The following is a 26740-nucleotide window of genomic DNA, read 5'->3' on the forward strand; positions in this document are numbered from 1 at the left end:
GCATGACGCGGGTTTGCAGTTCCATCCTGTTGGCTTATCACTGGCTTCATAACAAGGAAAATCCGATGTTCAAACGATCATTCGCCAGCAGCCTGGCACTGGCCCTGAGCCTCACCGCCGCGGCCTTCACCGTCCAAGCGGACAACGAACAGTACTTTCCGCTGCAAAGCTATCGCGTCGGCCCCTATGCGGCCGGCGGGACCGGTTTTTTCGGCGGTTTCATCGACTACCTCAAATACGTCAACGCCAACGGCGGGGTCAATGGCGTCAAGCTGACCTGGAGCGAGTGCGAAACCGAGTACGTGGTGGAAAAAGGCGTGGAGTGCTATGAGCGCCTGAAGAAAGGCTTGAACGGTGCGCCAGCGGCGGCGACCAACCCGCTGTCGGTGGGCATCGCCTATGCCACGCTGGAGCGTTCGACGGCCGACAAACTGCCGCTGATTACCATCAACCACGGGCGCACGGACTCCACCGACGGCAGCGTGTTTCCCTACGTCTTCCCGTTGCAACTGAACCCCTATTCCGAGGTGTCGGCGATCATCAACTACATCGGCCAACGGGCTGGTGGGCTGGATAAACTCAAGGGCCAGAAGATCGTCACGCTGTATCACGGCTCGCCTTATGGCAAGGAAACCAACGAGGTCCTGCAAACCCTGGCGGACAAGTACGGGTTTGCCTTGACCCTGCTGGAGGTGCCGCATCCAGGCAACGAGCAGCAATCGCAATGGCTGAACATTCGCCGGGAAAAGCCCGATTGGGTGATCCTGCGCGGCTGGGGCGTAATGAACCCGGTGGCGCTGAAGACCGCGCAAAAAGTCGGCTTCCCGGCTGACCACATCATCGGCAACATCTGGAGCAACTCTGAGGACGACGCCGCGCCAGCCGGTGCAGCGGCCAAAGGTTTCATCGCCATTACCACGCACCCGTCGGGCACCGATTTCCCGGTGTTGCAGGGCATCAAACAGCAAGTGGTCGACGCCGGTCATGGCGACCTGGCCGATCCCAAGCGTTTCGGCACCGTTTACTACAACCTTGGCGTGGTCAACGGCATCCTCAACGTAGAAGCGGTGCGCATTGCCCAGCAGAAATTCGGCAAGCAACCGTTGACGGGCGAGCAAGTGCGCTGGGGTTTTGAAAACCTCAAGCTCGACGATGCCCGACTCAAGGAACTGGGGGCGTTGGGCCTGGTGCAACCGTTGCAGCTGTCGTGCTCGGACCACGAGGGCGGTGGTGCGGTGCGCTTCCAGCAATGGGACGGCACGCAGTGGAAGCTGATCAGCGATTGGGTCCAGGCCGACCGCGCCTTGCTGCGGCCGATCATCGAAGCGTCCTCGCACCAATACGCCCGGGAAAAAGGCATCACCCCACGCGATTGCAGCAAGGAGTCCTGAGACGTTGTGGCAGGGGGGGGCTGCCACAGATTCCCAGCCACCCAACCCCTTGTGGCGAGGGAGCTTGCTCCCGCTGGGCTGCGCAGCAGACCTAAAACCAGGCACTGCGGTGCAACAGATCGTTCGCGGTCAACGGGTTCAGGGCCGCTTCGCGCCCCAGCGGGAGCAAGCTCCCTCGCCACAAGGACCCGTGAGCGGGAGCAAGCTTCCTTGCCACAAGGGCCCATCAGCGGGAGCAAGCTTCTTTGCCACAAGGACCCATCAGCGGGAGCAAGCTTCTTTGCCACAAAGGCCATCAGCGGCAGCGCCAAGTGATCAGGCCTCCGGCTCCAGGGCTTGCAGCCAACGGTTTTCCGAGCGGCTCAAATGCAGGCGCATCGAGGTTTGTGCGCCGAGCACGTCTTTGTTGGCCACGGCGCGCAGGATGGCTTCGTGCTCCATGACGGCGGCTTCCCAGGTCAGCGAATTCTCTGAATGCTTGCTCAGGTGAGCCGACATCGGTTTATGCCGTTCATCAAACAGCGCGGTGATGATCCGCACCAAGGCGGAGTTGCCGCTCATCTTGGCCAGGCGCTGATGAAACTTGCGATCGTCTTCCAACGGGGGCAGGCCATCGGCGATGCTGGCGCGCATGGCGTCGATGCATTCCTGCAAGTAGCGATAGTCGCTTTTCTTGCCATGCAAACAGGCCAGTACCACTGACTCACCTTCGATCAAGGCGCGGGCCTGCATCAGTTCCGAGGGGCTTTCGCCCAAGGTTACGCTGGTATTCTTCCCATCCTTGGGCTTGGCGCGCACGTACACGCCGGAGCCCATCTTGATTTCAATATCGCCCTCAATCTCCAGGGCGATAAGTGCTTCGCGCAGCGAAGGCCGGGACACGCCCAGCAGTTGCGTCAAGTCGCGCTCGGGAGGAAGCCTGGAGCCGGCTTTGAAATCCCCCTGGGCGATGTAACTGCGGAGCTGGTCGGCGATTTTCTGGTACGGCTTTCGCTCAGTGGCGTTTAGCGTTGAAACCATGGGAGCGGTGTCCATCAGAGAGTCGGCAAAGGCTACCACAGGCGCCAAAGTCACATCACCGCGCCAATCTGCCAAGGCAAAAACTCGTTATCCCCCAGGCCGTTTTCCTCGCTGCAGCTGCGGCGTCCGGAGGCGGTCTCAAGCATCAATCGGAACAACCGTTCGCCGGCCTCGGCCACCGACTCCAGGCCATCGACAATGCCGCCGGCGTTGAAATCCATATCCAGCTCCATGTGCTGGAACAGGCGGGTATTGGTGGCGATTTTCAAGGACGGCGTCGGCTTGCAGCCATAGGTCGAGCCACGGCCCGTGGTGAAACAGATAAGGTTTGCGCCTCCTGCCACCTGACCCGTAGCGGACACCGGGTCGTAGCCAGGCGTGTCCATGAACACCAACCCTTGGGCGTCGATTTTTTCAGCGTATTGGTAGACCCCCATCAACCCGGTAGTGCCTGCCTTCGCTACGGCGCCGAGGGATTTTTCCAGGATGGTGGTAATGCCCCCGGCCTTGTTGCCGGGCGACGGATTATTGTTCATGTCCCCGTCGTTATGACGCACATAGGCTTCCCACCAATGAATCCGCTCCATCAGTTTTGTCGAAATATCGGCGGATGCGGCGCGGGCCGTCAGCAGGTGTTCAGCGCCGTAGATCTCTGGCGTTTCCGAAAGAATCGCAGTGCCGCCATGTTGCACCAGTAAATCCACCGCCGCGCCGAGTGCGGGATTGGCCGTGATGCCTGAATAACCGTCCGAGCCGCCACATTGCAGGCCGACGGTCAGGTGGCTGGCCGCGACGGTGGTGCGCTGGCATTGGTTGACGATGGGCAACATCGCTTCAATGTGGGCGATGCCCCGTTGCACGGCTTCGCGCGTACCGCCAGCTTCCTGGATGATCAGGCTGGCCTTGAGCGTTGCCGCGCGATCCCCGAGTTCGTTCATCAAGGGTGTGAGTTGGTTGACCTCGCAACCCAGGCCGATCAGCAGCACCCCGGCGAAATTCGCGTGGTCCGAATAGCCGCGCAACGTGCGCTTGAGGATATCGATGCCGTCACCTTTCGCGCCCATCCCGCAGCCGCTGCCGTGAGTGATGGCCACGACGCCGTCAACGTTGGGAAAGTCTTTCAGGCGCTCGGATGTAAAGGCGTTGGCGATGTGTTTGCACACGGTGGCCGAGCAATTGACGCTGGAAATGACGCCTATGTAATTGCGTGTCCCGACACGTCCATCCTCGCGCACGAAACCTTCAAACGTGGCGGGTGAGCGGCTGGGCACAGTGGGTGCATAGATGTTCTGCACGCTGTGTTCGGCATTGGCGATGGGCATGGCCAGGTTGTGCACATGGACGTAATCCCCGGGCTCGATGTCCTGGGTCGCCTGGCCGATGGTCTGGCCATATTTGAGCACCCGCTGGCCAGCCAACACTGTGCGCAACGCAATCTTGTGGCCGGACGGAATCGGTTGGCGGGCAATCAGCGTGATGCCATCGGCATTCAGCGGTTGACCTTCAGCGATATCACCGCGGGCCACCGCGACATCGTCACCGGGGGTCAAGACCAGCAAAGAAGAGGGCGTGTTCATGTCGGTTTCCACTCCTAGCACTCGATGATTGCCTTGACCACACCCTGTTTCGGGTCGAGCAAGGTGCTGAACGAGTCGGCCACTTCGCTGAGTGCCAATCGGTGGGTATTGAGGGCTGCGTCCGGAATCAATCCGTCGCGCAAGCACTGCTCCACATAATGAAAGTCTTCCTTGGTGGCGTTGCGGCTGCCCATCAGCGTGGCTTCACGCTTGTGGAATTCGGGGTCGGAGAAGGTGATGGAGTCCCGGACAACCGAAATCATCACATAGGTGCCGCCGTGGGCGATGAACTCGAAGCCGCGTTCCATGGCCCGGGCATTGCCCGTGGCGTCGAACACCACGTCAAAAAAATCATCCCCGGTCAGTTCCGCCAGCGTCTGTTTGTCGCCGTCGCCGATCTGCACGGCCGCGTGGATATCCAGGTGTTGCCGACAGAACGACAGGCGATCCTCACGGGTATCCAGCACGGTGACTTTCGCGCCACGCAGGCTGGCGAAGATCGCCGCAGCCATGCCGATCGGGCCGGTGCCGACCACCAGGGCATGTTTATCTGCCTGCACATTCGAGCGACGGACAGCGTGGGCACCGATGGACAGAAATTCGATCATCGCCGCCTGATCGAGGGAAACGCCCGCCGCCTTGTGCACGAATTGCTGGGGAACGCTCAGGTATTGGGTGAATGCACCGTCGCAATGAACCCCCAGCACCTGGATGCGCGTGCAGCAATTGGTCTTGCCCTGGCGGCAGGCAATGCAGGTGCCGCAAGACAGGTAAGGCATCACATAGACGACATCGCCCAAAGCCAGGTCGCTGGTCTCGTCAGTACCTTCAACGATCCCGGAGAACTCGTGGCCAATGACGCGCGGGTAATCAAGGTACGGTTGATTGCCGGTGAAGATATGCAGGTCGGTGCCACAGACGCCGACGCGCTTGACGCGGATGAGGATCTCGCCGGGTTTCCTGGACGGTTTTTCAGTTTCGATGGCGGTTAACGAGCCGGGTTCGTTACAGATGACAGTCAGCATGTTGATGCTCCTTGGCTGGCGTGCGGCAGCGGCTGCCTGCAGGCGGGAGGAGGGTTGTGAGCGCACGGCTGCCGGGACCGACGCTCGTTTTTTGTTGTAGGTGGGCACAGATCTGCACCGATGACCTTGGCCCGAAACTACACGCCGGAAAAAATATTGGCAATACCAGTTAGGCAAAAAGCAGATTGGACAGACCAGTTTCAACGTGCGCGCTATTTAAATGAACCGAGGTCGCTCGTGCCCTGTCAGTCGTTTGTCAGGAACGACAACTTATGGAGCTGCCATGCGACCTCTGTATTTCACCAGCCTGTCCGTTGCCGCTGTGCTGTGCGCGGCCTGTTCAAGCCAACCCTCCGCGACCTGGAGCTACAAGGACGCTCAAAGTCGAACCCCTGTACCGCCCGACCAGGCCTACCCCGAACTGTTCGAAGCGGTGCAACGCGAACAGATTTTCTCCGACCAGAAACACTTCGTGGACGCGCTGCCCAACCGCGATCCATCGAACATCCGCGCCGATTACCTGGCCCGGCGCGACAGCGATGGCTTCGATATCAAGGCGTTCGTGAAGGACAATTTCATCGAGTCCGGCCAGGCTGAAAGTCCGGCACCGAAACCGGGAGCTCCCATCGATGAGCACATCGACAAGCTCTGGCCCGTATTGAGCCGAACCTACACCCAGGTGCCGCCCTACAGCAGCCTGCTGCCGTTGCCGCAGCCCTACGTGGTGCCAGGCGGACGCTTTCGCGAGATGTACTACTGGGATTCCTATTTCACCATGCTCGGCCTGGAGCAAAGCGGGGATAAGGCCCAGGTGCGCCAGATGACCGACAATTTTGCCTACATGATCGACACCTACGGCCACATTCCCAATGGCAACCGCACCTACTACCTGAGCAGGTCGCAGCCGCCATTTTTCGCCTACATGGTGGAGTTGCAGGCGCGCATCGAAGGTGACCAGGCCTACGGGCGATACCTTCCACAATTGCAAAAGGAGTATGCCTATTGGATGGCGGGCACCCAGGCGCTCAAGCCTGGCGAGGCCGGTCAACATGTGGTCAAGCTCGCCGATGGCAGCGTGCTCAATCGCTATTGGGACGCGAGCCCGACGCCGCGCCAGGAATCCTGGCTGCAGGACGTCAAGACCGCCGAGCAGGCTCCCGACCGGCCCAAGCAGGAGATCTGGCGGGACCTGCGCGCCGGTGCGGAAAGCGGTTGGGATTTCAGCTCACGCTGGCTGGGCGATGGCCAGAACCTGGCGACCATACGCACCACGTCCATCGTGCCCGTCGACCTGAACAGTCTGATGTTCCACCTGGAGCGCACCATCGCCAAGGCCTGCGCAACCGTCCAGAACGGGCCGTGTGTCCAGGCTTATGGCCAACGCGCGGACCTGCGCCAGCACGCCATCGACAAGTATCTGTGGAACGCCGATAGAGGCTACTACGTGGATTACGACTGGCGACAGAATCAGCAACGCCAGGGCCTTACCGCCGCTGCGCTTTTCCCGTTGTACACGGGCCTGGCTTCCGCCGAGCATGCCCAGCGCACGGCCGATGCGGTACGTGAAGGCCTGTTGCGTCCCGGCGGTATCGCCACCACCCAGGTCAACAATGGCCAGCAATGGGACGAGCCCAATGGCTGGGCACCGCTGCAGTGGGTGGCGGTAGAGGGGCTGGACCGATACGGCCAAACCGCGCTGGCACAAGAGATCGGCAGCCGCTTTCTGCGGCAGGTGCACGACCTCTACCGCAAGGAAAACAAGCTGGTTGAAAAATACGATCTGTCCGGGCAAGGCAATGGCGGGGGAGGCGGTGAATACGAGTTGCAGGATGGCTTCGGCTGGACCAACGGGGTGACCTTGAAACTGCTGGGCAAGTATGGCGCAACCGCTTCGGGAGCCACGGCTGGCGAATAACCAACCTGACGGGCACTGAGCCCGGTGAATGGAAGAGAGGAGCGGCAATCCGCTCCTTTCTTTTTATCCGAGATTGATCAGTGGATGCTCGCGCACGTCCCTTGGCAGGCGTGGTTTGTGGTCTATAGTTCTCAGCAGATATGGACCTTTCGCGGGCGCCGGGGCATGACGATCCTCTGGAGCCTTAATCGCGTTGGATACCCAAAGACTGCAGGGAGCACGCCATGCCGATCCAACGGCCCGATACATTGAGGTCGGCCCCTGGCAACGCCAGTTCCGTGGATGCCATTTCTGGCATCGCGACCAACCTTTTCCGGCAACGCTTCGACCAGATCAAGGAAGCCTATATCCTGTTTCCGTTGTCAGCGGTTGTCCTGTTGCTGGCGATCTGGGCGGGTACCCTGTACCTGATCGAGGTCGAACGGGGTCGCGCGCAGCAGGAGATCGCGGCGGCAAGCCTGGAAATCGCCGCGACTTACGAAGCGCAGATCCTGCGGGCGGTGCGTGAGATCGACCAGACGCTCAAACTCATCAAATATGCCTATGAGTCCGAGGGCGAACGCAATCCGCTGCCCAGTCTCAAGACGCGGGCGCTGTTGCCATCGCCGTATGTGTTTGATGTCAGCGTGGTTGACGCTAGCGGTGTGGTTGTCGCGAGCACCCAAGCGAGCGAGACAGGCCTGCAGCTTGCCCGGGATACGCTGCAGAATGTCTGGCACGCGACCACGCTGTCGATCAGCCGTCCCTGGAAAAACCCGGTCACGGGCGAGTGGCGATTGCGCTTCAGCCGTCGGCTTGACGCGGCGGACGGCGGGTTCTCCGGCATCGCCATGGTTGAAGTCGATGCAGCCTATTTTGTCAGCAGCTATGACGCCTCGAAGCTCGGCGACCGAGGGGTGCTCGGGTTGCTTGGCACCGATGGCCTCTTCCGCGTTCGGCGCACTGGCGAAGCCGTGACCGCCGGTGACGCGGTCAATTATGCGACGGTGGTGCCGGACACGGAAAACACCGAGGCCGTGCTGTCGGTCAATGGCTGGGACGAGGTGCTGCGCTACACCAGTTCCCGCCAACTCTACGACTTTCCACTGGCGGTGATCGTAGGGTTGTCCGAGGAAGAACAACTGGCCGCCGTGACCCGGCAGGCGCGCATCTATCTGTGGCGTGCGGCGGGCGGCAGCTTGCTGCTGGTGCTGCTGGTAGGCCTGTTGAGTCGCACCAGCTGGCAGTTGGCGCAAAGTCGTGCGCGCGCCGCCCAAGCCAAGATCACCTACGCCGAACGGGTCGAATACCTGGCCTATCACGACGGCTTGACCGCGCTGCCCAATCGCAGTTTGTTCAGCAAGGTCTTGACCCAGAGCATTCTCGAGGCCAGTCGATATGATCGACAACTGGCGGTGCTTTTCCTGGACCTGGACCGTTTCAAGCAGATCAACGACACGCTGGGCCACGATGCTGGCGACCAGTTGTTGCAGGAGGTCGCCCAGCGACTCAAGGGCTGCCTGCGTGCCAGCGATACCGTCGCCCGATTGGGCGGCGATGAGTTCGTGATACTGCTGCCTGAATTGTCCGAGGACAAATACGTGGCGACCACCGCGCATAAGATCCTCACCGCCATCGCCCGGCCGTTCAATCTCCAGGGCCAAGAATTCCGTGTGACCGCCAGTGTCGGTGTCAGCCTCTTCGCCCAGGACGGCCTCGACGAGCAGACGCTCATGAAAAACGCCGATATCGCGATGTACCAGGCCAAGCAGAAGGGTAAGAACAACTTCCAGTTCTATTCCGAAAAAATGAATGCCGACTCCCTGGAGCGCATGACGCTGGAGCTCAGCTTGCGCCACGCGTTGGAGCGCCAGGAATTCCAGTTGCACTACCAGGCCAAGCGCGACATCCGCAGCGGGCGGATCACTGGCATGGAGGCGCTGCTGCGCTGGAATCACCCCGACCTGGGCATGGTCGCGCCCATGCAGTTTATTCCGGTCGCCGAAGAGACGGGGCTGATCGTGTCGATCGGCAAGTGGGTGCTCCAGACGGCCTGCCGCCAGAACGTTGCCTGGCAACAACAGGGATTACCGCGTTTGAGTATCGCCGTGAACCTGACAGCGCGTCAGTTCAGCGATGAAAGCCTGCTGGCGGACCTCACTGCGATACTGGCCGAAACCGGCATGGACGCCAGCCTGTTGGAACTTGAAATCGCCGAAAGATTGCTCATGCAGGATGTCACCCGGGCGTTGCGGGTGTTGACCGGTCTGAAGAAGCTCAATATCCGTATCGCCATCGACGACTTCGGTATCGGTTATTCTTCCCTCTCGGCGCTCCAGCAATTTCCGCTGGACTCCATCAAGATCGATCGCTCGTTTATCTGCGACACGGCCAGCGTGCCGGAAGACAAGGCCTTGACCGAAGCCATTATCGCCATGGGCCGCACCCTGAGCCTCACCGTGGTCGCCCAGGGCGTGGAAACCAAGGAACAAGCCGACTTCCTGCGGGCAAACGCCTGCGATGAATTCCAAGGCTTTTACTTCAACAAACCGGTACCCGCCGGGCAGTTCAAGGCGCTGCTGCAAGCACAGGCAACCCACGGGGCGGATCCAGCATGAAGACGCTGTTCATTGCGGGGCAGGGGGCAATGCCCTGACGCTGCCGTCGACCTCGCTGGCCTCGATATAACCGATCGTTTCCGGATTCTCCGCGATACGTTTCTTGACCTCCGCGCTGCTTGTCACCACCTGCGGAGGCTGGCCCCTGCCGGTAAAGATTATTTTCGACCAATGCGCCTTGATCTGCGCCGGCGACTTGCCGGTGAATGTCGAATAGAACTCATCGCGCGTAGCGGCCCCTTCGGGCTGGTCGACTGGTGTGGCTTGGCCGCCATCGGGGAAACGATTGACCTTGCCAAGGAAAATATCCGCCACCTGGCTGCGCGTGAGCACCTTCACCGCGCTGGAGTTCGCGACGACCACCACTATGTCGGCTTCAGCGGCCGCGCTGGCCCCGCACAGGAGAAGTCCCGCTACAGCGACTCCGACGAGCCTCGCACACCGCATGGCCTGCTCCATCAGAATACAAAATCCACAGCTAGGCTGATGACGTTGAACGAGCCCCCGGAATCGAAGTCCGGTTGGCTGTTGATCAACGGACCGACAGAGTTGCCCTTCAAGCGGGTGTGATCGTATTGCAGCTTGGCGTCCATGTTTTTCGTGAAGTCCCACCGCACACCGAGGGAAAGGGTTTGCTGGCCTTCGTTTGAGCCCAGAATGGAATTGAGCGCGCCGTTGAGCTCCGTGGCGATTCCCGCAAAGGCGGGCGGCAGGGTAGAGGTCGTCAAGCCTGGCGCTGAGACTTCCGTTTCAGTCTTGGATCGCGCGTAGGTGATATAGGGCGTGAACGCTTCAATGCGGTATCCGCCGCTGATGTACCAGCCGCTTGTCTTGCCCAGGCCGGAGCGGCTGTCGAGACGGCCCCATTCACTCATGACGAACCAGTCGCCCGGATCATAGCTGGCGCCCACGCCAATGAAATCCACCGGTGTGTCATCGGAGTCGTAGCGATCGGCGATGGCGATCCCTTCCTCACCGAACTCACGGAAGGTGTCGAAGATCGAATTGAACTGCTCCAGGGTCAGGTCGGCCTTCATGTAGGTAATGCGCGTGGTCAGGGCGCCGACCTCGGCGGTGTTGGTCAGCCCCCAGAGATTCCTCGTCAATGCCTTGCCGGCGCCGCCAGGCTGGCGGCTGTCGGTCTGGCCGTAGTGAGCGTGCACGGTATTGGTCACGTCACCGACCCGAAATCTGTAGCTGCCATCGACGCCGTCGCTGCTGGTAATCGGCATCAGGCTGTAGAGCTCCATGGGCGCTCGCACCCAGGGCAGGGTATAGCCGACTTTCCGGGTATCGGAAACCAGGAAGGTCGGCAGGACGGTTCGGCCGATACGGGCACTGAAATCAGGTGTGAACTGGTACTTGATGTTGGCCCATTCGAAGAACGGCCGGTAACTGTTGTCGTAGCGCTGCTCCGAAATGACCTGCACCACGGCTGAAAGCTGCGGGGTGAAAGTGGCGGTCAACTGGGCACCGATCAGGCTGTCGACGTCGGCGCTCCAATTGCGCGAGTGCCCTGCGCCGTTGGGCTTGAAGATAGAGGAAGTGAAGTCGGCTTTTCTCTCGCTCGAATGGACGATCCCCGCAGTGCCGAAACTGCTCAGCGAGAACATCGACATGTCTGCGGCGTTGGCTGCGGCGGCATTGAGGGTCACCATTGCCAAGGCCAGCCTGTTGAGTGTCGGCGCCATAGGATCAGCCCGATTTCATCGTCATGCGGGGCATACGCTGCGTCGGGCAAGATTGCATCGACACTAGCGCTCTGGTGTTGGCGAGCGAGGTGTGAGTAGGGATCGCCATTCGTTTATTCCTTGTAACGTTGGCTGAAACTGCGCGATATCACGAACCGAAGAGTAGCCTAAAAAACCAATACGTCCGTCTGTGAGGACCAGGAATCCCTAGGCGTTACGCAAACTGGGCCTGCTCGGAGGCCTTGATCGCCAATTTGAGCGTAAAGGTCGCTCCGGTGCCCGGGCCGTCACTGTGAGCCTCCAGCGAGCCGCCCATTTCCATGGCGGCCAGCACGCAGCTGTGCAAGCCGAAACCATGGCCATCTTTGCGTGTGGTGAAGCCATGGGCAAAGATGCGCGTCAGGTTTTCCGGCACGATGCCCTCACCATTATCGATCACTCGGATAACCAGGGTATTGCCCAGCTGCACCTCGGTGACCAGGGTGATCTGCGGCTGTAGACCTGGCCTGTCATCCATTGCGCTGCTGGCATTTTTTATCAGGTTGACCAGGATCAGCAGTACTCGGTGCTTGTCCAGTTGCAGCAAGGGTGTCGCGGCAAAGTTGCGCACCACGGTGATCTGGCGCGCCGCGAGTATGCCGACATTCATGCGCAGGGCATCCTCGATCAGTTCCTTGATCTGGACCGTCTCGGCGATGCTGGAGGCGCCCGCATAGGATTGCTGGGCGGAGACGATTTCCTTGATGTGATCAACGCTTTTGGTCAGTTGTTCGAGTTCGTCGGTCATGCTCTGCTGTTCAATCGCCAGTGCTTCCACCAATTGGTTCAGGTAACCCGGCAGCAGCTTGCCTTTGGCGTCCTGGGAGATGAAATCTGCAAGGTCATCGGCATGCTCGTTCATCAACTGCACCGCCTTGCCAAGCCCTTGAGCCTTGCTGGTGCGCAGTTTGCGGGTGACCAGGTCTGCGCAAATGTTCACGCTGTTGAGCACATTGCCGACGTTGTGCAGGACATTGGTGGCGATTTCGGCCATACCGGCCTGGCGGGCCGCGGCGGCCAGTTGCTTCTGGGCTTCGGCGGCGCGCAAGCGACTTTGCGCCAGTTGCCAGCTCATCCGGGCGAGCAGCGCCACCAGCAGCACCAGCACCAGGCTGCCGCCCGCCGCGCGCCACAAATAGGTGTGCGCCTGCCGGGTCACGGCGGCCAGTTGTTCGTCCTCGGACAGCCCGACTATCACCGCCAGAGGAAAATCATAAAGTTGGCGTGCGCTGGTGTAACGCCGCACCTCGTCCCACCCATTGGCCGACAGCACGGCCTCGGTGTTGTCCGTGTCCGGCACCACCGCGGCGTAGTCCACCGCATTGCCCGCCATCACGGCGTCACCAGTGCGCCGGACGCGAAAAATGCCGTCGGTTCCGAGCAACCCGAGCACCCCTCGGTCGCCGAGCTTCGAGGTGTCATAGCTGCTGACGAAGTAGGCCGCATCGACCTCGACCCTGGCGATGCCGGCGAGCGCGCCATTCGCCGCGTCGAGTCGGCGGCTGAAACGCAGTCGCCATTCGCCCGTGGCGGGGCTCTTCCACGGGCGGCTGATGGACAGTGAATCGCTACGTCGCAGCGTCTGCTGTTCATCCGGATCAGCGATTTTCTCCCGATCGTTTGCCCGTGTGCTCGCTATGGGGGCGCCGTCGGGCTTGACCACGCTGACATCAAATACCAGGGCCGGCGGCAGCAGGGCGCGTTCCTGGAGCCGGGGCAGGGGATTGGGCTCGCCTTCGGCTTCATAGGTATATTTGACCAGCTTGAGGGTTTGATCGATTTCATGGATTGCGCGCAACATCTGTGCTTCATATGTCGCGCCGATTTCCAGACTGGCGGTGGCAGCGCTCTGCTGTGCACGCAGGTGTTCGACTCGGATCAGGTAGAGGGTGGCCGACCAGATCGCCAGCAACAGGAGCGCGGCCAGCAGCGGAAACAGAATGTAGGCTTCCCTGGCCTGGTCGAAGACGCGCCGGAGCAGGCCGGCCCGGGAATCAGGCTGCGGACAAAGAGCAATACCAGGGTCCAACCGCAGAATATCGGGCCGCTGGATGGACATAGTGTGCTCCCTGCAATTCACTATTGATGGCTTGTGAATGTCCGATTCGGTTACGGCTCGAACGGGTGCTTCCTGGCTGCGCGAGCGAAAGAATTCGGATCTGCTAAAACTATAGACCACAAACCGCGCCATCGACATCGGCGCACCGCGTACAGTGGGCATGATCCTGCGTACGACATGTAGACCGTTGGGCAGGCGTTCCAGCAGGCTTGTCTCAAGCAGGGTTGATCGTGGAGTTGGGTGGACGCCACGGCGCGACCGTACGCTTCCTGCCGCCGTTGATCATCACCGAGCAGGAGATCGATTTCGTCGCCAGGATCCTGTTTCAGGCCGCGAGCATGGTCAACGAGCGCCCGGGGCGCTGACCATCCGCAGGGCCCGAGGCTTGCCGAACTTTAATCGGCAGGCCTCTGTCATGGGCATGAAGCCCGAATGACTGGGCTCAATAATCCCAAAACGCCGCCACCCACCGGAAGGCGTCACCATCGACCGCCACCCGGCCAACGGAGGGGAATGGCAGGTGCGTGGCAACCAGTAGCTCACCTGACGCAGCCGCCTCTTGCATGAGGCGCACCCGAACGCGAACCGATTCCTCGGGGTCATGCTCAAAGCCGTTGTGCCAATCGGGATGGTCGAATGCGACGGGGAACAGGGCGTCTCCCGCGAAGGTCAAGCGCTCGTGGGCAGATGTCACGTGGACCACGCTGTGCCCGGGCGTATGGCCGCCGGTGAGCTTGACCACCACGCCTGGCGCCACTTCATGGCTTTGTTCGAAGGTGCGCACTTTGCTGCGGTATTCATTCATGAACTGCTCGGCGGTCGAGCGCAGGACTTCCGGCACCGGCGACGGCATGGCCGTGAGGGAAAAATCCGGCGCGGCCCAGAAGGCGACCTCAGCCGCCGCCACGTGGATCCGCACGTCTGGCCGCAGCCGATTCTTCACCTCATCGACGAGCAAACCACCGATATGGTCCATGTGCATGTGGGTGATGATCACATCCGTCACGGAACCAAGATCGATCCCGGCCGCCTCGAGACGTTTGGGAAACTGCCCGGCTCGCGGAAAACCGGGAAACTGGCCGCCCAACCCGGCATCGACGAGTACGGTCTGTTCGCCGCTGCGCACCACCAGCACATTCAGGGCCCAGTCGAACGCGTCGGGCCCCAGGAACATGTCCTTGAACCAGGCGGCGCGCGCTTGCGGGTCGGCGTTGGTGGACATGGTCGTTGTCGGCAGCGGGAGGACCCCATCACTGACGACCAGTACGTCAATCTCACCGACCTTTAATGCATAACGCGAAGGAACCAGTTCTTCATATGCGCTCGAGTCCCGCTGGTTGTTGCTGTGCTGCTGTGTTCCGTCCTGCTGGACGGCGACGTTCAGATGCGAGTTCATGATTGTTCTCCGATGGCTTGGCTCAAGAGGCTAAGACGACACTCGAATCCTGGCGTAAGAGGACCGATTCGTCTGGAGATCGAGTCTGCATCGCGACACGGCGCGTTCGGTACTCCACCTGGGTATGGCGGGGCATGGACGTTAGGGTGATCGTCCCTAAATCAAAGTATGAGAGAGAAGGGCGCTGGCGGTTGGGCGCGGAGAATTCCGCTCTGGCTTACCCAATTAAACCGCCAATGATTTTCGTCATTTATCTCGGGATACTGATCCTGATCAAGGCAACTTGAATTAGTCATGTGCGCCCAGCCTAAATATCAAACATTGCACGATCAAGGGGGTGATGGCTCATTGATATTGCGTTAGCATGAGGCCTCGATAAGCGTGCATAAGTCAGCTCAACAATAAGTTCACGCATCAATACCAATTCATATGGAATGAGGCTTGAACGAAAATGCTGAGGAATGCACCGCTGCGCCTGAAACTTCTATTGATCCTTATACTTCCTTTAATCGGCTTCCTGACACTGGCCGGGGTTTTTGTAGTGGCCAACTACAAGACGCTACATGACATGGACGCAACAGTAACCGCCAGCGCCACGGCCCAGAAACTGAGCCAACTGATCACTATGCTGCAGCGTGAGCGAGGCGCCAGTGGGGTTTTCCTGGGCAGCGCTGGCAAATCCATGGGCGACCGGATGGCCTTGATGCGCAAGGACTCCAGCGCGTCGGCCGAAGTCGTGCGTGGCTTGTCAGCGTCGGGGAGTTCGCAGTTGGACAACGTCCTTGGCGCGCTGGACGAGTTGCCGGCTATTCGTGGACAAGTTGATAAGTTGAGTATCAGCAGCACCGAATCGGGCACCCGTTATACCCGGATTATCCAGACCCTTGTGGGTTACACCCATTCTTTGGAAGCAACGCTCAATAACGCTGCCATTATTCATGCGCTCGGGTCCCTCAATCAGTTTATCGAGATGAAAGAGCGCGCCGGGCGCGAACGGGTAGTGCTGGGCCTGGTGTTCAGCCAGGATCGTTTCGATGAGGTGTTGTTATCGCGTTTCAGCCGTAACCTGGGGGAATTCGCAGCCTATTCCGAAGCATTCCGCCGCAAGGCTCAGCCGGCGTTGCTGCAGACATTCGATGAGCAGATGCAGAAGCCTGCCGCCGTAGAAGTCGGCAGGTTGCAGCGCCTGGCGTTCGAGGTACCTATGGGGCAACCGCTGGGGATCAAGCCAGAGGCATGGTTTGAAACCTCCACCCAGCGTATCGACATGATGAGCCAAGTGGAGCAAGCCTTGGGCGAGAGTGTCAGTCGCTTGGCCATGGACGAGCGCGATGCCGCAAGCCGTGCCCTGTGGCTGACCGTCGGTGCGGTCATCGTCGCCCTGCTGGCGGTGGCGCTGCTGTCTTACTTGATCATTCGCCTGATCGGCCTGGCAGTGCGGGACGTGAACCGAGCCCTGGATGACTTGGCACGGCGGGACCTTACCGCCAGGGCCACTTATGACAGCAAGGACGAATTTGGCCAGATCTCGCGCAACCTCAACCGCATGGCCGAAGAAATCAGCGGCGTGGTCCAGGAAATTGGCAACGCCACGGCACAGGTGGCCACTGCGGCGGAAGAGTCTTCTACCGTGACGATCCAGACCAGCCAAAGCGTCGAGCAACAGCGCCAAGGCACCGAGCTGGTGGCCACCGCGATCAATCAGATGAGCGCTACGGTGCGGGAGGTAGCGCAGAGCACCAACGATGCCGCGCAGATGTCGCAGCAGGTCAATATCAGCACCGCGCAAGGGCGGATGGAGATCGAAAGTACCGTCGGGCTGATTCGTCAGCTCTGCGGACAGGCCGAGGAAACAGCCGGCATCATTGGCGACCTGAAACTGGAAAGCGATGCGATTTCGTCCGTGCTCGATGTGATTCGTGGCATTGCCGAGCAGACCAATCTGTTGGCGCTCAATGCAGCGATTGAAGCGGCACGGGCCGGTGACCATGGCCGCGGGTTTGCCGTGGTGGCCTCCGAGGTTCGTACGCTGGCGCAAAAGACCCAGGAATCGACGGGCAATATCCAGCAGATGATCAGCAATCTGCAGGCAGGTTCCGACCGCGCGGCTGTTTCCATGCAGCAGACCTTGGGCAAGGCTCAGGACGGTGCGAGCAAAGTGGAGCGGGCCGGGGCGCTGCTGGTGGAAATCGCCGAGGGCGTGGCGACGATCAGCGACCGCAACATTCAGATCGCTTCGGCCGCCGAAGAGCAGAGTGCCGTTTCAGAAGACATCAATCGAAACGTGAATGAGATCAACGACTTGGTTATCCAAGTGAGCGCCGGTGCCGAGCAAACGGCAATCACCAGCCAGGAACTGGCGCGCCTGGCCGAGTATCAGCAGCAACTGGTCAGTCGTTTCAAGGTGGCCTAGGCGCAGGTCGCGTCCGGGTTATTTAAGATTGATCAAAAACGTCCACATCGGCTTGAACAGATCCGTCGGAGTACTTCATCCTTTCACCGGTGTGGAACGGGGCGATCTCATAAGGCGAGACGCCCCTGGGCGGTTGCAGGGCGGTGGTCAGGCCTGGGGCTGATAACGATCAGCCGCACGTGCTTGGCGGATGTCCGAGAGCAGCCCTTGGCGCGCGCCGTCCAGTGCGTCCCAGCGTTCGGCGACATGCAGCGGCGGGACCGTGACCAGCTCGCGACGGTCGTAACCGATCAGCGCTGCATCCACCAGCTCGCCCACTTCCATTACATCGGCGATGGTAGTGAGGTCGATGCCGGCGCGCTCCCAGATTTCAGTGCGTGTCGCGGCTGGCAGCACGGCCTGTACATAGACACCCTTGGGCGACAATTCGAGGTTCAGGCCCTGGGACAGGTACAGGACGAACGCCTTGGTGGCGCCGTAGAGTGTCATGCCGAACTCAGGAGCAAACCCGACCACCGAGCCAATGTTGACGATCGCGCCGGTGCCGGACTGGGCGAAGCGCGGAGCAACCGCCGCCGCCAGCCGCGTCAACGCGGTGACGTTGAGGGTGATCATGCGCTCGATGGCTTCAGCGGTCTGTTGTACGAAGCCCCCTGACTGCGCGATCCCGGCGTTGTTGATCAGCACGCCGATCTGCTGGTCATCGCGCAAGCGGGTTTCGACTGCCGTCAGGTCGGCGGGTTGGGTCAGGTCGGCTTGCAGCACTTCGACAGCCACACCGCTGTCTGCACGCAGGCGTGCCGCCAGGGTTTCCAGGCGAGCCTTGTCCCGGGCAACGAGCACCAGGTCATGGCCACGACGGGCGAAGCGTTCGGCGTAGGTCGCGCCAATACCGGAGGAGGCGCCGGTGATGAGGACGGTTGGAAGCGTAGTCATGATCATTTCCTTTAGAGGAGTGGCTCAGGCAAGGACTTGTAAAAAAGGATCGGCTTCAGCGGGAGATCGTCGGGTAGTCGGTGTAGCCTGCTGCGCCCCCGCCATAGAGCGTGGCCGGGTTGAGTGGCCCCATCACGATGCGGTTGGAGAGGCTCAGGCTGCCGAGGGCGTACGGTTCGAAAAGGGTTTGTCCGGTCATGGTCCAGCTTCCGATGTGGAGGATGCCGGTATAATTACGCTCATAATCTAAGCTGTCAACATCTTTGATGACGGTTGACATCAATGAGGCTGTCTTGGCGATGTTCCCCCCTCAGCGCGGGTTCTATCTATTCATGCACCGTCACCCGATTGCGCCCGGTCTTCTTCGAGGTGTACAACGCTTGGTCAGCCCAGGCGATCAGGTCGGCGTGGCTGGTCGAGGGCTGGCTCAGGTCGGCCACGCCCAGGCTGATGGTGAAGCGGATGGCCTCGCCGTTGTGCAACACGTGCATCGTTTCGACCGCCTTGCGCAGGCGTTCGGCAAAAATGCTTGCGCCGGCCTTGTCGGTGTCTGAAAGCACCACGCCGAACTCCTCTCCACCGTAACGCCCGGCCAAGTCGGATTCACGGATGTGTTCGCGGACCAGCTCGGCGATTTGCTCGATCACTTTGTCGCCGGCCTGATGGCCGTAGGTATCGTTGACCCGTTTGAAATGGTCGATGTCGAACATCACCAGGCTCAAGGCGGTGCCATAACGCTGGTGCCGGGCGTGGGCCGCCCGCAGGCTTTCTTCCCAGTGGCCGCGGTTGTACAAGCCCGTCAGCCGGTCGGTGCTGGAGAGCAATTGCAGTTGTGCATTGGCGGCCTGGAGCTGGTGGCGGTTGGTGGCGACGTCGGTCACGTCATAGATCACCAGGCAGATATGGTCGATCTTGCTGTTGGGGGAATGCAGGGGCAGCAACGTGGTGTTCTGGTACATGAACGCTTCCTGGCCGGTGATCGGCTGGTAGTTCTTGAACCGCACCAGGTACGGGCGCTGCTCCCAGACGGTGAACGCAGGCGTGCCCAGGGTCGCGACGCTTTCTACCTTGCGGCTGAACCATTGCTGATCGATCTCGGGGAACAGCGTGAAAAAATGCTGATTGTGAGCGTCCTTCGGTTGTATCCCCGAGCGGTTCTCCATGAAGGTGTTCCAGACTTGGACACGGTAATCGCGGTCGAGCACCACCACGCCGACATCGATGCTCTGCACGATCGCCAGCAGCCAGTGGAATTCATTCAGATCGACAGGATTATTCATGGCTCAGTTCATCAAGTAGGCGAGTTTGTGGGTCAACCGCTCAATGGAGTCTTCCGTGAACAGCAATAGCAGATCGAAGCGAATGTCATGTCCTTCCAGGCTGTAGCTGATTTCCACGGCCAGGGTCTTTTTCCAGCGCTTGTGGTTGAGTCGGATCAGCTCGTCGATGGCCGCGTGTTGGCCGAGAATCTGCGGGTGGCCTTGAGAAAACACCACGTCGATCTGTTCGGCGATGCTGCTCAGGCAGGCGCCGATCAGCACGCTGGAAAGGTCCAGCAGCATTTCCAGATCCGAATAATCGGCGCTCTGGCGTTGCATCAGTTGCGCGATATCGGCCACTTCCGAGTCGTGGAATATCAGCAGGGCTTCGCCGGCGATGCCACTGCCGATGAAGCCCTGACAGATGGCCGTGAGTTGCCGGGAGCTGCTCGCATCGGCCAAAGCCATGTGCAACTCGCCGACTTCGAGGAGATTGACGTTCGGTACGGGTAACTGCACGAACACCCCCAGTACCTTCGCTATCAGGGCGGCGGCCCGGCCGATGGCGACGTTGACCGTCTCGCGAAATACGTCGTGAAAGCCGATGGGCGTGCCGGTCGTTGGGCGATCTTGCAGCGCGCTGCTACCCGGTGCCGTCAGTAGCCCCAGGCGGCTCAGGGTCTGGCGCAGTTCATTTTCATCGAAAGGTTTTTTCAGGAACGCCAATGCGCCCAACTCATGCACCCGGCGCACGGCTTCGTCCTGGACGTCACCGGAGATGACGATGACCTGCGCCTTCAACCCTTCGGCACGCAACGCACTGAGCACTTGATAACCATCCATTTCCGGCATGGTCAGGTCCAACAGCACCACCTGGCCCAGACCCTGGCGTATGGCGTCCATCGCCTGGCGACCGTTGATGGCTTCGGTGACCGACACCGGCCAGTCCCCAGGCAAGGCTCGCAGCACTTGTTTGCGAGCCATGTTGGAGTCGTCACATACCACTAGAGGGATCATCGGCACAGGTTGGGCGCTCATTGGCGTTGAGTGTCAGGTTCCGGAACTGTCTCCAGCGTTAGAGCCCAGCGTGAATGGCAGGTTCAAGATTCCGACCTCTATTGCCCGTAGGGGTCGTTGTACCGATTTTGGATGCGTTCCAGCTCGCCGGAGCGGCGCAACTGGTCCAGTGCCTTGGCCCAGGCGGCCACGACAGGGTCCTCGGAGTCGCGACTGAAGGCGATGTAGAGCGATGAGCGATAGAGTTCGACGGGGATGCGACGCAACGTGCCGGGCGCAATTTTCAACTGGCGGCTGTAGTAAGCGACACCCGCCGTGGTATCGCCGACGATGATCCCGGTACGCCCGGCCAGCAACATTCGATACAGCTGCAGGCTCCCGGTTGCGCTTTTGTCGAGGTTGGTGAACCCTCGCGACTGCAGCACTTCGGGTATCAGGCCAGCGTTTCGCGTGGTGATTCGCGGAGCGCGCATCAACTGCTCCAGGGAGCTGATGGGCTGCTGCGCATCGGCCAGCTCATAAGGGTAGATGGACTCTTCCACAATCGGACCGACCCATTTGTACAAAGGCTGGCGCTCGGCGGTGCGGAACATGGAATACAGGATGGTCCTGGGATGGGTCTTCAGGACCCGGGAGCTGCGCATGCTGGGGAGCACCGCGATGGGAAAGTCATCCCCGGTCAGTGCCATGATGGCGCGCACGATCTCGGTGGTCATGCCGGTGAGCTGATTGTTCTCCAGATAGTTGTACGGCGCCCACTCTTCAGTCACGACCTGATACTGCTCAGCCCTGGCAGGCGCGTCGAGCAACAGAACGAGCAGCGCTGCGGTAACTATTAAATATCTCAAATGATCGGCCTGGTTGGCGCTACGTTGAAAAACAGTGCGGTGCTCAAGGATTGGGACTGGGGCAGGGCAAAACCAGTATAGACCCTGGCATACCTCTCACGCCTGTTGGTTGCAATTGCCACGTGTGGGCGAGTCAGCGGGCAGGGCGCTCGAGGCTTGAGGAAAGAAGGCGCTGATCACCGCTGCTGCCAGGGCCAGTGATGCTCCCACGGCTGCAAGGCCGATCCAGCCAGCTCGGTGCACGCCGTAGTTTCCCAGCGCTGCCCCGACGGCGCCACCCATGAAGTACGAAGCCATGAAGACCGTGTTGAGTCGGCTGCGAGCGTCGGGGCGCAAGGCGTGGATGCGCGACTGGTTGGCGACCAGGCCGGTGCGGTTGCCCAGGTCCAGCAACACCATGCCGACGAGGAGGCAGCCAAGGATATGTCCGCCTGCGGCAATACAAGCAAAACCCGCGGTGAGAATGATCGCGCTGGCAAATGCCATGACGCGCGCGCCCAAGCGATCCGCCAAGGCACCGATACTAGGCGATGCGACGATGCCCAACAGCGTGACCAGGCCAAACACTCCGATAGTGGCGGCGTCGAAACCGTAGGGCGGTTGCGTCAGCAGCGCGGCCAGTGTGGCCCACAGCGCGCTGAATGCAGCGAAGATAAAAAAGCCGCTGGCCGCGCATAGGCGCAGCTCACGCTCCTCGCGTACCAAGCTGACCAGCGAACGCAGCAGCCGCGTGTAGCGGATCGGCGCCTGGCCGGCGATGGCAGGCAGGCGCCTGGCGACGATGATCAGCAGCAAGATATCGATAACTGAAGCGAGCACAAAAACCGTTCGCCAACCCGCATGTTCGCCGACGAAACCGCCCATCGTGCGCGCCAGCAAGAGGCCTGTTGAGAGGCCGCCAAGCAACGCACCGACGATTCGGCCGCGCTCAGCCGGCGATGCCAAGCCGGAGAGGACGGGAATGATGATCTGCGCGGTAATCGCCGTCACGCCCACCACAAAACTGCCAGCGCACAGCAGCATGAAGTTCGGTGCCACGGCGCAGGCCATCAACGCGACGGCGTTCGCGACAATCGCCGATAACGCCAGCCGGCGCGGCTGCCGGCAATCGGCGAGAGGCACGATGAGCAGCAGGCCCGTCGCGTAACCGAGTTGCGTCAGCGTGGCGACCAGGCCAGCCTGCGTCGGCGCCAGGCCGAACGAGGCGGCCATTTGCGGTAGCAGCGGCTGGTGGTAGTAAAGGGCCGAGACGGCGAGGGCGCAACACATCGCCATCACCGCAACCAGACGGGCAGGAAGCCCGGCCGGGACCGCGCTAGATACAGGCATAGCTCCCCCTTCAGCGTTGCAGGGCCAGCAGCAGCCCCTCGGTGTCAACGATGCTGTGGGCGAACGTGGGGCCGTTCAGTTCGTGCGCCGCGTGCATCATTTCCTTGCTGAACGCTGCCGTCGCATCGCGCACCAGGGTGACGTGATAACCGAGCTCCATGGCGAAACGCGCCGTCGACTCGATACAGGTATTCGCCAACAGCCCAACGACAATCACATGCGTGACGCCTTGCTGCTTGAGCTGGAAATCCAAATCGGTATTGGCAAACCCGCTTTGCCCCCAGTGCTCCTGGATGACGATATCGCCGTCCTGCGGCACGAAGTCCGGGTGCCAGTCGCCACCCCAAGTGCCTTTGGCGAACGTATGGCGCTCCTGGATCAAGCGCTGGGTCGGGTTGGGATGGTCCCAGTTGTCGTAGTCACCGGGCTGCCAGCGCCGATGCGGTACGTAGAACACGGGGAGGCCGCTTGCCCGCGCCGAAGCCACACACTTACGCAGGTTGTCGAGCAGATGGACGTCCTGTGCGACGCTTTCGAGCAAGGGAAACAGCTTGCCGCCGTCGGACAGGAAATCGTTGTACGGATCGACCAGTAACAGGCCGGTACGCGCCAGGCTGGGTTCAGGGTGGGTCATGTCAGTGCTCCTGTTGAAGGCAGTTGAGGACGGGTTTGCGCATAAGCGTCTGCGGTACGTCCCTGCCAGAATAATCAGCTATGATATTCATAGTGTCAACTGTTACGGTGCCTGTAGCCCAATTTAAGCGGTTTTGCTCGGCATCCGCCGTGTTACTATGAAAACCAGAGTGGATGGACGAGGTGCACATCGATGCAAATGCAACACAAGACGCCCGAGACGGTTTGCCCGGTGGCGCGTTCCGTGGAAGTGGTCGGCGACAAATGGACGATCCTGGTCCTGCGCGAGCTGTACATGGGCGCGACTCGTTTCGAGGAAATGCAGATCCAGACCGGCGCCACGCCGCAAATGCTCACCTCACGCCTCAAGGCGCTGGAAGCCGACGGCATGGTCGAGCGGCGGCTATACAACCAAAAGCCTGCGCGCTACGAATACCAACTGACGGACAAGGGCCGGGATTTCTACCCAGTGGTCTACGCACTGCGCGCCTGGGGCGAGAAGTGGTGCAAAAGCGAGGATGAAGGGCTGGCGATGCACTTCGTCCACCGCGCGTGCGGCCATGACGTGGGAGTGGCCAGCGTTTGCCCGCACTGCGGCGTTGCGGTGGGGCGTGAGGATCTGGAGAGCTCGATCAGTGAGGGTTTTCTCAACGAGCGGGTGGTTCGTCGGGATGTTTTCAAGGGGAGGTTGTGAAGTTGAGCCATTGACAATACTTGGATGGAACCAGGATCGAGTCTGCAGTTGGCGCTGATAGGAATAGGCAAACCCCAGAGATAAACCGATATAGGTCAGTGAGTTTCCAGTCGATACCATCGTCTCGTCTTCATCGATTGGATCTCGCCATGTCCCACCCAAAAACCTTATTCATCACCGGCGCGAGCAGTGGCTTCGGTAGCGCCCTGGCCCATGAAGCGCTTGCAGCGGGGCACCGTGTCATTGGAACGGTACGCAGTGAGGCCGCTTTGCAGGCGCTCCAGGCACTGTGCCCGGAGCGGGCCCACGGGGTGATCCTGGATGTCACTGACTTCACCCGGATCGACGGGGTGGTCGCAGCTGTCGAAGCCAGCCACGGCCCCGTCGACGTGCTGGTCAATAACGCCGGTTACGGCCACGAGGGTATCCTCGAAGAATCGCCGCTGGAGGAGATGCGTCGTCAATTCGAGGTCAATGTGTTCGGCGCGGTCGCCATGATCAAGGCGTTTGTTCCTTATTTTCGCCAGCGTCGTGCCGGGCATATCCTTAACATCACCTCCATGGGAGGCACCATCACGATGCCTGGGATCGCGTATTACTGTGGGAGCAAATTCGCCCTTGAAGGGATCTCCGATACGTTGAGCCAAGAGCTGTTGCCGTTCAATATATTTGTGACTGCCGTGGCACCAGGCTCTTTTCGCACCGACTGGGCGGGTCGTTCGATGCGGCGCACGCCTCGCAGCATCGCCGACTACGATGCCAGTTTCGATCCGGTGCGCAAGGCGCGGGAAGAGAAAAGTGGAAAGCAGCTCGGCGATCCGCAGAAGGCCGCGCAAGCGATGTTGCAGGTGATTGCCAGCGCGACGCCACCGGCCCATCTTCTGTTGGGCAGCGATGCGTTGGGGCTGGTGCGTGACAAACTCAGGCGCGCCGCCAGTGAGATTGAACAGTGGGAATCGCTGACCCGTTCAACCGATGGGTGAGCGCCGCATAGAGGGCAGTGCAATGGGGCAGGCCGATTCACCCAGCTCGCGCATGGTGCAGTTGATGGAGCAATTGGCGCCGTTGGAGGGCTACAACCTGAGCGCGCTGGAGGATATCCGTTTTCTACGCTCGAATCGGCCGCTGAGCCAAACGCCAGTGTTGTATGAGCCGGGTATCGTCATCCTCTGCCAGGGGTGCAAGCGTGGCTATCTGGGCGATGACATCTACGTCTATGACGCCCAGCACTACCTGGTGGTGTCGGTTCCGGTGCCGTTCACGATGGAAACCGATGCCAGCGAGGCGCAACCCATGCTGGCGGTGTACATGCGCCTCGACCTCCAATTGGCCAGCGAGTTGATGCTGCAAGTAGATGAAGCCCTAGGGCCCAGCGATGCGCAGCCCAAGGGTATGTACGCTTCGCCCATGGACGATGGACTGCGCGCCTCGACGCTGCGTTTTCTCGAGGCGATGACCAGCCCGCTCGAAGCGCAGATATTGGGTCCGTCGCTGGTGCGGGAGATCTACTACCGCATCCTCACCGGTGAGCAAGGTGGCTCGATGCGCGCCGCGCTCAATCGACAGGGGCATTTCGGCAAGATCATCCGCGCGATCCGCAAGATCCACAGTGGTTACCGGGAGCGCCTGGATGTGGAGTCCCTGGCCCGAGAAGCAAGCATGAGCGTGCCTAATTTTCATCTGCATTTTCGCAATGTGACGGACGCCTCGCCGATGCAGTATTTAAAGTCGACGCGTCTGCACCAGGCGCGGTTGCTGATGCTGCGCGACGCCATGAGCGCTTCGACAGCCGCATTCAATGTGGGTTATGAAAGCGCTTCGCAATTCAGTCGCGAATTCAAGCGCTTCTTCGGACGAACGCCCCAGGAAGAAATCCAATGGATGAAAGCCACCTATGCACTGCCAGCGCCGTCTTCGCCGTCCCTGTATGTCTCGTCGCATTAGCAAAAATGCTTCGCACTAGAACGGGAGAAAATTAACCGTTCGCCGAATGACAGCATCGCCCAGCGGTGTTACTTACAGCGACCACTACGCACCCATACAGCCCCAACCCTGTGCCATTTTGTAGCAGATAACCCCAAGTGCCACCCCCGGCAATCCACTCCCCATTACAGAAAAACCAACCCAAACAACCAGTTGAACTCTCCTGCCCAAACCTGGCACGTCTACTGCATTTCTGCATCTATGGATAATTGGATACAAAAATACAAAAGGTGGCCTATATGCAGTTCGCTCCCGCTTACGTTGAACGCCAGCCGCTGACCGCTGAAGAAGAGGCTTACAACTTCCTGCTCGAAGCGATCTGCCGCGGTCGTTACCACAAGGGCGACCGGTTGATCGCCGAGGACATTGCCACTGAAATCGGCATGAGCCGCATGCCGGTGCGCGAAGCCTTTCGGCGCCTTGACGCTCAGGGGTTGGTGACGTTGCGGCCTAACCGCGGGGCGATTGTCAGCGGTCTGGACATCAACGAGTTGCAGGAAGTGTTCGAGATGCGCAGCGCGCTCGAAGGCCTGGCGGTGCGAGTGGCCGTGGCTCATATCGGCGAGCGGCAATTGGCGGCGCTGGAGCGGCTGCTTGATGAAATGGATGACTACCGCGAGGAGAGCGCCGAGTGGGTCAGCCGTCACCGCAAATTCCATGAGTACCTGTGCAGCCTGAGCGGCCGGCCCCGGCTGCTTAAGCAGATTTCTGCGTTGTATTCGCTGATCGAGGCGCCGATGCGCCTGTGGCTGCAGCATGTCGACAAGCCCTTGAGCGCACGCCAGGAGCACGCAGTGATCCTCGACGCGATTCGCGCCGGCAATGCCGACCAGGTCGAGGCCGTGGTGCGCGCGCATATCGAAGGCACCGTCCCCGAACTGATCAAGTTTCTGCAAACCGAAAAATAAGCCCGAAAAC

21 protein-coding genes and 2 pseudogenes are annotated in these 26740 nt (G+C 60.5%); 9 read left to right on the top strand and 14 right to left on the bottom strand.

What is annotated here, in order from left to right:
• Positions 1-65 precede the first annotated feature (65 nt).
• Positions 66-1391, top strand: coding sequence for an ABC transporter substrate-binding protein (locus PFLQ2_RS15055; protein ID WP_003181387.1), 1326 nt, complete (start codon positions 66-68; stop codon positions 1389-1391).
• A gap of 315 nt (positions 1392-1706) precedes the next feature.
• Here PFLQ2_RS15055 and PFLQ2_RS15050 read toward each other — a convergent pair whose 3' ends face one another.
• From PFLQ2_RS15050 to PFLQ2_RS15040, 3 genes are read right to left on the bottom strand one after another with little or no spacing between them, the layout of a single operon-like run.
• The gene (locus PFLQ2_RS15050; RefSeq protein WP_003181390.1) at positions 1707-2411 is read right to left on the bottom strand and encodes a FadR/GntR family transcriptional regulator; all 705 of its coding nucleotides are present in this window, start codon (positions 2409-2411) and stop codon (positions 1707-1709) included.
• 50 nt (positions 2412-2461) lie between these two features.
• On the bottom strand, positions 2462-3988 hold the full coding sequence (locus tag PFLQ2_RS15045; protein WP_033046487.1) for a UxaA family hydrolase: 1527 nt from the start codon (positions 3986-3988) through the stop codon (positions 2462-2464).
• A 14-nt stretch (positions 3989-4002) separates the two neighbouring features.
• A complete protein-coding gene (locus tag PFLQ2_RS15040) occupies positions 4003-5013 on the bottom strand; it encodes a zinc-binding alcohol dehydrogenase family protein (RefSeq protein WP_003181394.1) in 1011 nt (336 codons plus the stop codon).
• 283 nt (positions 5014-5296) lie between these two features.
• On the opposite strand from PFLQ2_RS15040, the gene treA reads away from it, so the two are divergent.
• A complete protein-coding gene (treA, locus tag PFLQ2_RS15035) occupies positions 5297-6928 on the top strand; it encodes an alpha,alpha-trehalase TreA (protein ID WP_003181396.1) in 1632 nt (543 codons plus the stop codon).
• 224 nt (positions 6929-7152) lie between these two features.
• Positions 7153-9525, top strand: coding sequence for a putative bifunctional diguanylate cyclase/phosphodiesterase (locus PFLQ2_RS15030; protein ID WP_003181398.1), 2373 nt, complete (start codon positions 7153-7155; stop codon positions 9523-9525).
• A 9-nt stretch (positions 9526-9534) separates the two neighbouring features.
• Here the strand turns inward: PFLQ2_RS15030 and PFLQ2_RS15025 are convergent, their stop codons facing one another.
• From PFLQ2_RS15025 to PFLQ2_RS15015, 3 genes are all read right to left on the bottom strand, one after another.
• The gene (locus tag PFLQ2_RS15025) at positions 9535-9984 is read right to left on the bottom strand and encodes a substrate-binding domain-containing protein (RefSeq protein ID WP_003181400.1); all 450 of its coding nucleotides are present in this window, start codon (positions 9982-9984) and stop codon (positions 9535-9537) included.
• Positions 9984-11216 (bottom strand): porin, encoded by a 1233-nt coding sequence (locus PFLQ2_RS15020; RefSeq protein WP_003181402.1) that lies wholly within the window; start codon positions 11214-11216, stop codon positions 9984-9986. Before PFLQ2_RS15020 ends, PFLQ2_RS15025 begins: the two co-directional genes overlap by 1 nt.
• Before the next feature lie 214 nt (positions 11217-11430).
• Positions 11431-13314, bottom strand: coding sequence for an ATP-binding protein (locus tag PFLQ2_RS15015; RefSeq protein ID WP_003181404.1), 1884 nt, complete (start codon positions 13312-13314; stop codon positions 11431-11433).
• Between the two features lie 221 nt (positions 13315-13535).
• Here PFLQ2_RS15015 and PFLQ2_RS29820 point away from each other — a divergent pair.
• Positions 13536-13679: pseudogene (locus PFLQ2_RS29820) on the top strand (hypothetical protein); the annotation flags it as partial.
• 77 nt (positions 13680-13756) lie between these two features.
• On the opposite strand, the gene PFLQ2_RS15010 reads toward PFLQ2_RS29820, so the two are convergent.
• Positions 13757-14710, bottom strand: a complete 954-nt coding sequence (locus PFLQ2_RS15010; RefSeq protein WP_003181405.1) for an MBL fold metallo-hydrolase — start codon at positions 14708-14710, stop codon at positions 13757-13759.
• A 451-nt stretch (positions 14711-15161) separates the two neighbouring features.
• Here PFLQ2_RS15010 and PFLQ2_RS15005 point away from each other — a divergent pair, with 451 nt between their 5' ends.
• On the top strand, positions 15162-17123 hold the full coding sequence (locus tag PFLQ2_RS15005) for a methyl-accepting chemotaxis protein (protein WP_003181407.1): 1962 nt from the start codon (positions 15162-15164) through the stop codon (positions 17121-17123).
• Positions 17124-17270: 147 nt separating this feature from the next.
• Here the strand turns inward: PFLQ2_RS15005 and PFLQ2_RS15000 are convergent, their stop codons facing one another.
• The 7 genes and pseudogenes from PFLQ2_RS15000 to PFLQ2_RS14975 all read right to left on the bottom strand — a co-directional run bounded on the left by PFLQ2_RS15000 (position 17271) and on the right by PFLQ2_RS14975 (position 23146).
• Positions 17271-18059 carry an SDR family NAD(P)-dependent oxidoreductase gene (locus PFLQ2_RS15000; protein WP_003181408.1) on the bottom strand — a complete coding sequence of 263 codons (789 nt, stop codon included), beginning with the start codon at positions 18057-18059 and terminating at the stop codon, positions 17271-17273.
• A 55-nt stretch (positions 18060-18114) separates the two neighbouring features.
• Positions 18115-18192 (bottom strand): annotated as a pseudogene (locus tag PFLQ2_RS30990) (hypothetical protein); the annotation flags it as partial.
• Between the two features lie 193 nt (positions 18193-18385).
• Positions 18386-19339 (bottom strand): sensor domain-containing diguanylate cyclase, encoded by a 954-nt coding sequence (locus tag PFLQ2_RS14995; protein WP_003181411.1) that lies wholly within the window; start codon positions 19337-19339, stop codon positions 18386-18388.
• Between the two features lie 3 nt (positions 19340-19342).
• Entirely contained in the window at positions 19343-20335 is a 993-nt protein-coding gene (locus tag PFLQ2_RS14990; RefSeq protein WP_003181413.1) for a response regulator, read from the bottom strand.
• 98 nt (positions 20336-20433) lie between these two features.
• The gene (locus PFLQ2_RS14985; protein ID WP_003181415.1) at positions 20434-21183 is read right to left on the bottom strand and encodes a substrate-binding periplasmic protein; all 750 of its coding nucleotides are present in this window, start codon (positions 21181-21183) and stop codon (positions 20434-20436) included.
• A 96-nt stretch (positions 21184-21279) separates the two neighbouring features.
• Positions 21280-22512 (bottom strand): MFS transporter, encoded by a 1233-nt coding sequence (locus PFLQ2_RS14980; RefSeq protein WP_003181417.1) that lies wholly within the window; start codon positions 22510-22512, stop codon positions 21280-21282.
• Between the two features lie 10 nt (positions 22513-22522).
• Positions 22523-23146 carry an isochorismatase family cysteine hydrolase gene (locus PFLQ2_RS14975; RefSeq protein ID WP_003181419.1) on the bottom strand — a complete coding sequence of 208 codons (624 nt, stop codon included), beginning with the start codon at positions 23144-23146 and terminating at the stop codon, positions 22523-22525.
• 192 nt (positions 23147-23338) lie between these two features.
• Here PFLQ2_RS14975 and PFLQ2_RS14970 point away from each other — a divergent pair, with 192 nt between their 5' ends.
• From PFLQ2_RS14970 to PFLQ2_RS14955, 4 genes are all read left to right on the top strand, one after another.
• Positions 23339-23839 carry a winged helix-turn-helix transcriptional regulator gene (locus tag PFLQ2_RS14970; protein WP_003181421.1) on the top strand — a complete coding sequence of 167 codons (501 nt, stop codon included), beginning with the start codon at positions 23339-23341 and terminating at the stop codon, positions 23837-23839.
• A 149-nt stretch (positions 23840-23988) separates the two neighbouring features.
• Entirely contained in the window at positions 23989-24822 is an 834-nt protein-coding gene (locus tag PFLQ2_RS14965; protein WP_003181423.1) for an oxidoreductase, read from the top strand.
• 22 nt (positions 24823-24844) lie between these two features.
• Entirely contained in the window at positions 24845-25783 is a 939-nt protein-coding gene (locus tag PFLQ2_RS14960) for an AraC family transcriptional regulator (RefSeq protein WP_003181426.1), read from the top strand.
• A 278-nt stretch (positions 25784-26061) separates the two neighbouring features.
• Positions 26062-26730: a GntR family transcriptional regulator gene (locus tag PFLQ2_RS14955; protein ID WP_003181427.1), complete on the top strand. Its 669-nt coding sequence runs from the start codon at positions 26062-26064 to the stop codon at positions 26728-26730.
• Positions 26731-26740 lie beyond the last annotated feature (10 nt).

The organism is Pseudomonas fluorescens Q2-87 (assembly GCF_000281895.1).
Taxonomy (GTDB): Bacteria; Pseudomonadota; Gammaproteobacteria; order Pseudomonadales; family Pseudomonadaceae; genus Aquipseudomonas; species Aquipseudomonas fluorescens_S.

Bases quoted from the DNA above. Each gene is read 5' to 3' on its own strand.
- PFLQ2_RS15055 (WP_003181387.1), top strand. From the start codon at position 66: ATGTTCAAACGATCATTCGCCAGCAGCCTGGCACTGGCCCTGAGCCTC.
- PFLQ2_RS15050 (WP_003181390.1), bottom strand. From the start codon at position 2,411: ATGGTTTCAACGCTAAACGCCACTGAGCGAAAGCCGTACCAGAAAATC.
- PFLQ2_RS15045 (WP_033046487.1), bottom strand. From the start codon at position 3,988: ATGAACACGCCCTCTTCTTTGCTGGTCTTGACCCCCGGTGACGATGTC.
- PFLQ2_RS15040 (WP_003181394.1), bottom strand. From the start codon at position 5,013: ATGCTGACTGTCATCTGTAACGAACCCGGCTCGTTAACCGCCATCGAA.
- treA (WP_003181396.1), top strand. From the start codon at position 5,297: ATGCGACCTCTGTATTTCACCAGCCTGTCCGTTGCCGCTGTGCTGTGC.
- PFLQ2_RS15030 (WP_003181398.1), top strand. From the start codon at position 7,153: ATGCCGATCCAACGGCCCGATACATTGAGGTCGGCCCCTGGCAACGCC.
- PFLQ2_RS15025 (WP_003181400.1), bottom strand. From the start codon at position 9,984: ATGGAGCAGGCCATGCGGTGTGCGAGGCTCGTCGGAGTCGCTGTAGCG.
- PFLQ2_RS15020 (WP_003181402.1), bottom strand. From the start codon at position 11,216: ATGGCGCCGACACTCAACAGGCTGGCCTTGGCAATGGTGACCCTCAAT.
- PFLQ2_RS15015 (WP_003181404.1), bottom strand. From the start codon at position 13,314: ATGTCCATCCAGCGGCCCGATATTCTGCGGTTGGACCCTGGTATTGCT.
- PFLQ2_RS15010 (WP_003181405.1), bottom strand. From the start codon at position 14,710: ATGAACTCGCATCTGAACGTCGCCGTCCAGCAGGACGGAACACAGCAG.
- PFLQ2_RS15005 (WP_003181407.1), top strand. From the start codon at position 15,162: ATGCTGAGGAATGCACCGCTGCGCCTGAAACTTCTATTGATCCTTATA.
- PFLQ2_RS15000 (WP_003181408.1), bottom strand. From the start codon at position 18,059: ATGACTACGCTTCCAACCGTCCTCATCACCGGCGCCTCCTCCGGTATT.
- PFLQ2_RS14995 (WP_003181411.1), bottom strand. From the start codon at position 19,339: ATGAATAATCCTGTCGATCTGAATGAATTCCACTGGCTGCTGGCGATC.
- PFLQ2_RS14990 (WP_003181413.1), bottom strand. From the start codon at position 20,335: ATGATCCCTCTAGTGGTATGTGACGACTCCAACATGGCTCGCAAACAA.
- PFLQ2_RS14980 (WP_003181417.1), bottom strand. From the start codon at position 22,512: ATGCCTGTATCTAGCGCGGTCCCGGCCGGGCTTCCTGCCCGTCTGGTT.
- PFLQ2_RS14975 (WP_003181419.1), bottom strand. From the start codon at position 23,146: ATGACCCACCCTGAACCCAGCCTGGCGCGTACCGGCCTGTTACTGGTC.
- PFLQ2_RS14970 (WP_003181421.1), top strand. From the start codon at position 23,339: ATGCAAATGCAACACAAGACGCCCGAGACGGTTTGCCCGGTGGCGCGT.
- PFLQ2_RS14965 (WP_003181423.1), top strand. From the start codon at position 23,989: ATGTCCCACCCAAAAACCTTATTCATCACCGGCGCGAGCAGTGGCTTC.
- PFLQ2_RS14960 (WP_003181426.1), top strand. From the start codon at position 24,845: ATGGGGCAGGCCGATTCACCCAGCTCGCGCATGGTGCAGTTGATGGAG.
- PFLQ2_RS14955 (WP_003181427.1), top strand. From the start codon at position 26,062: ATGCAGTTCGCTCCCGCTTACGTTGAACGCCAGCCGCTGACCGCTGAA.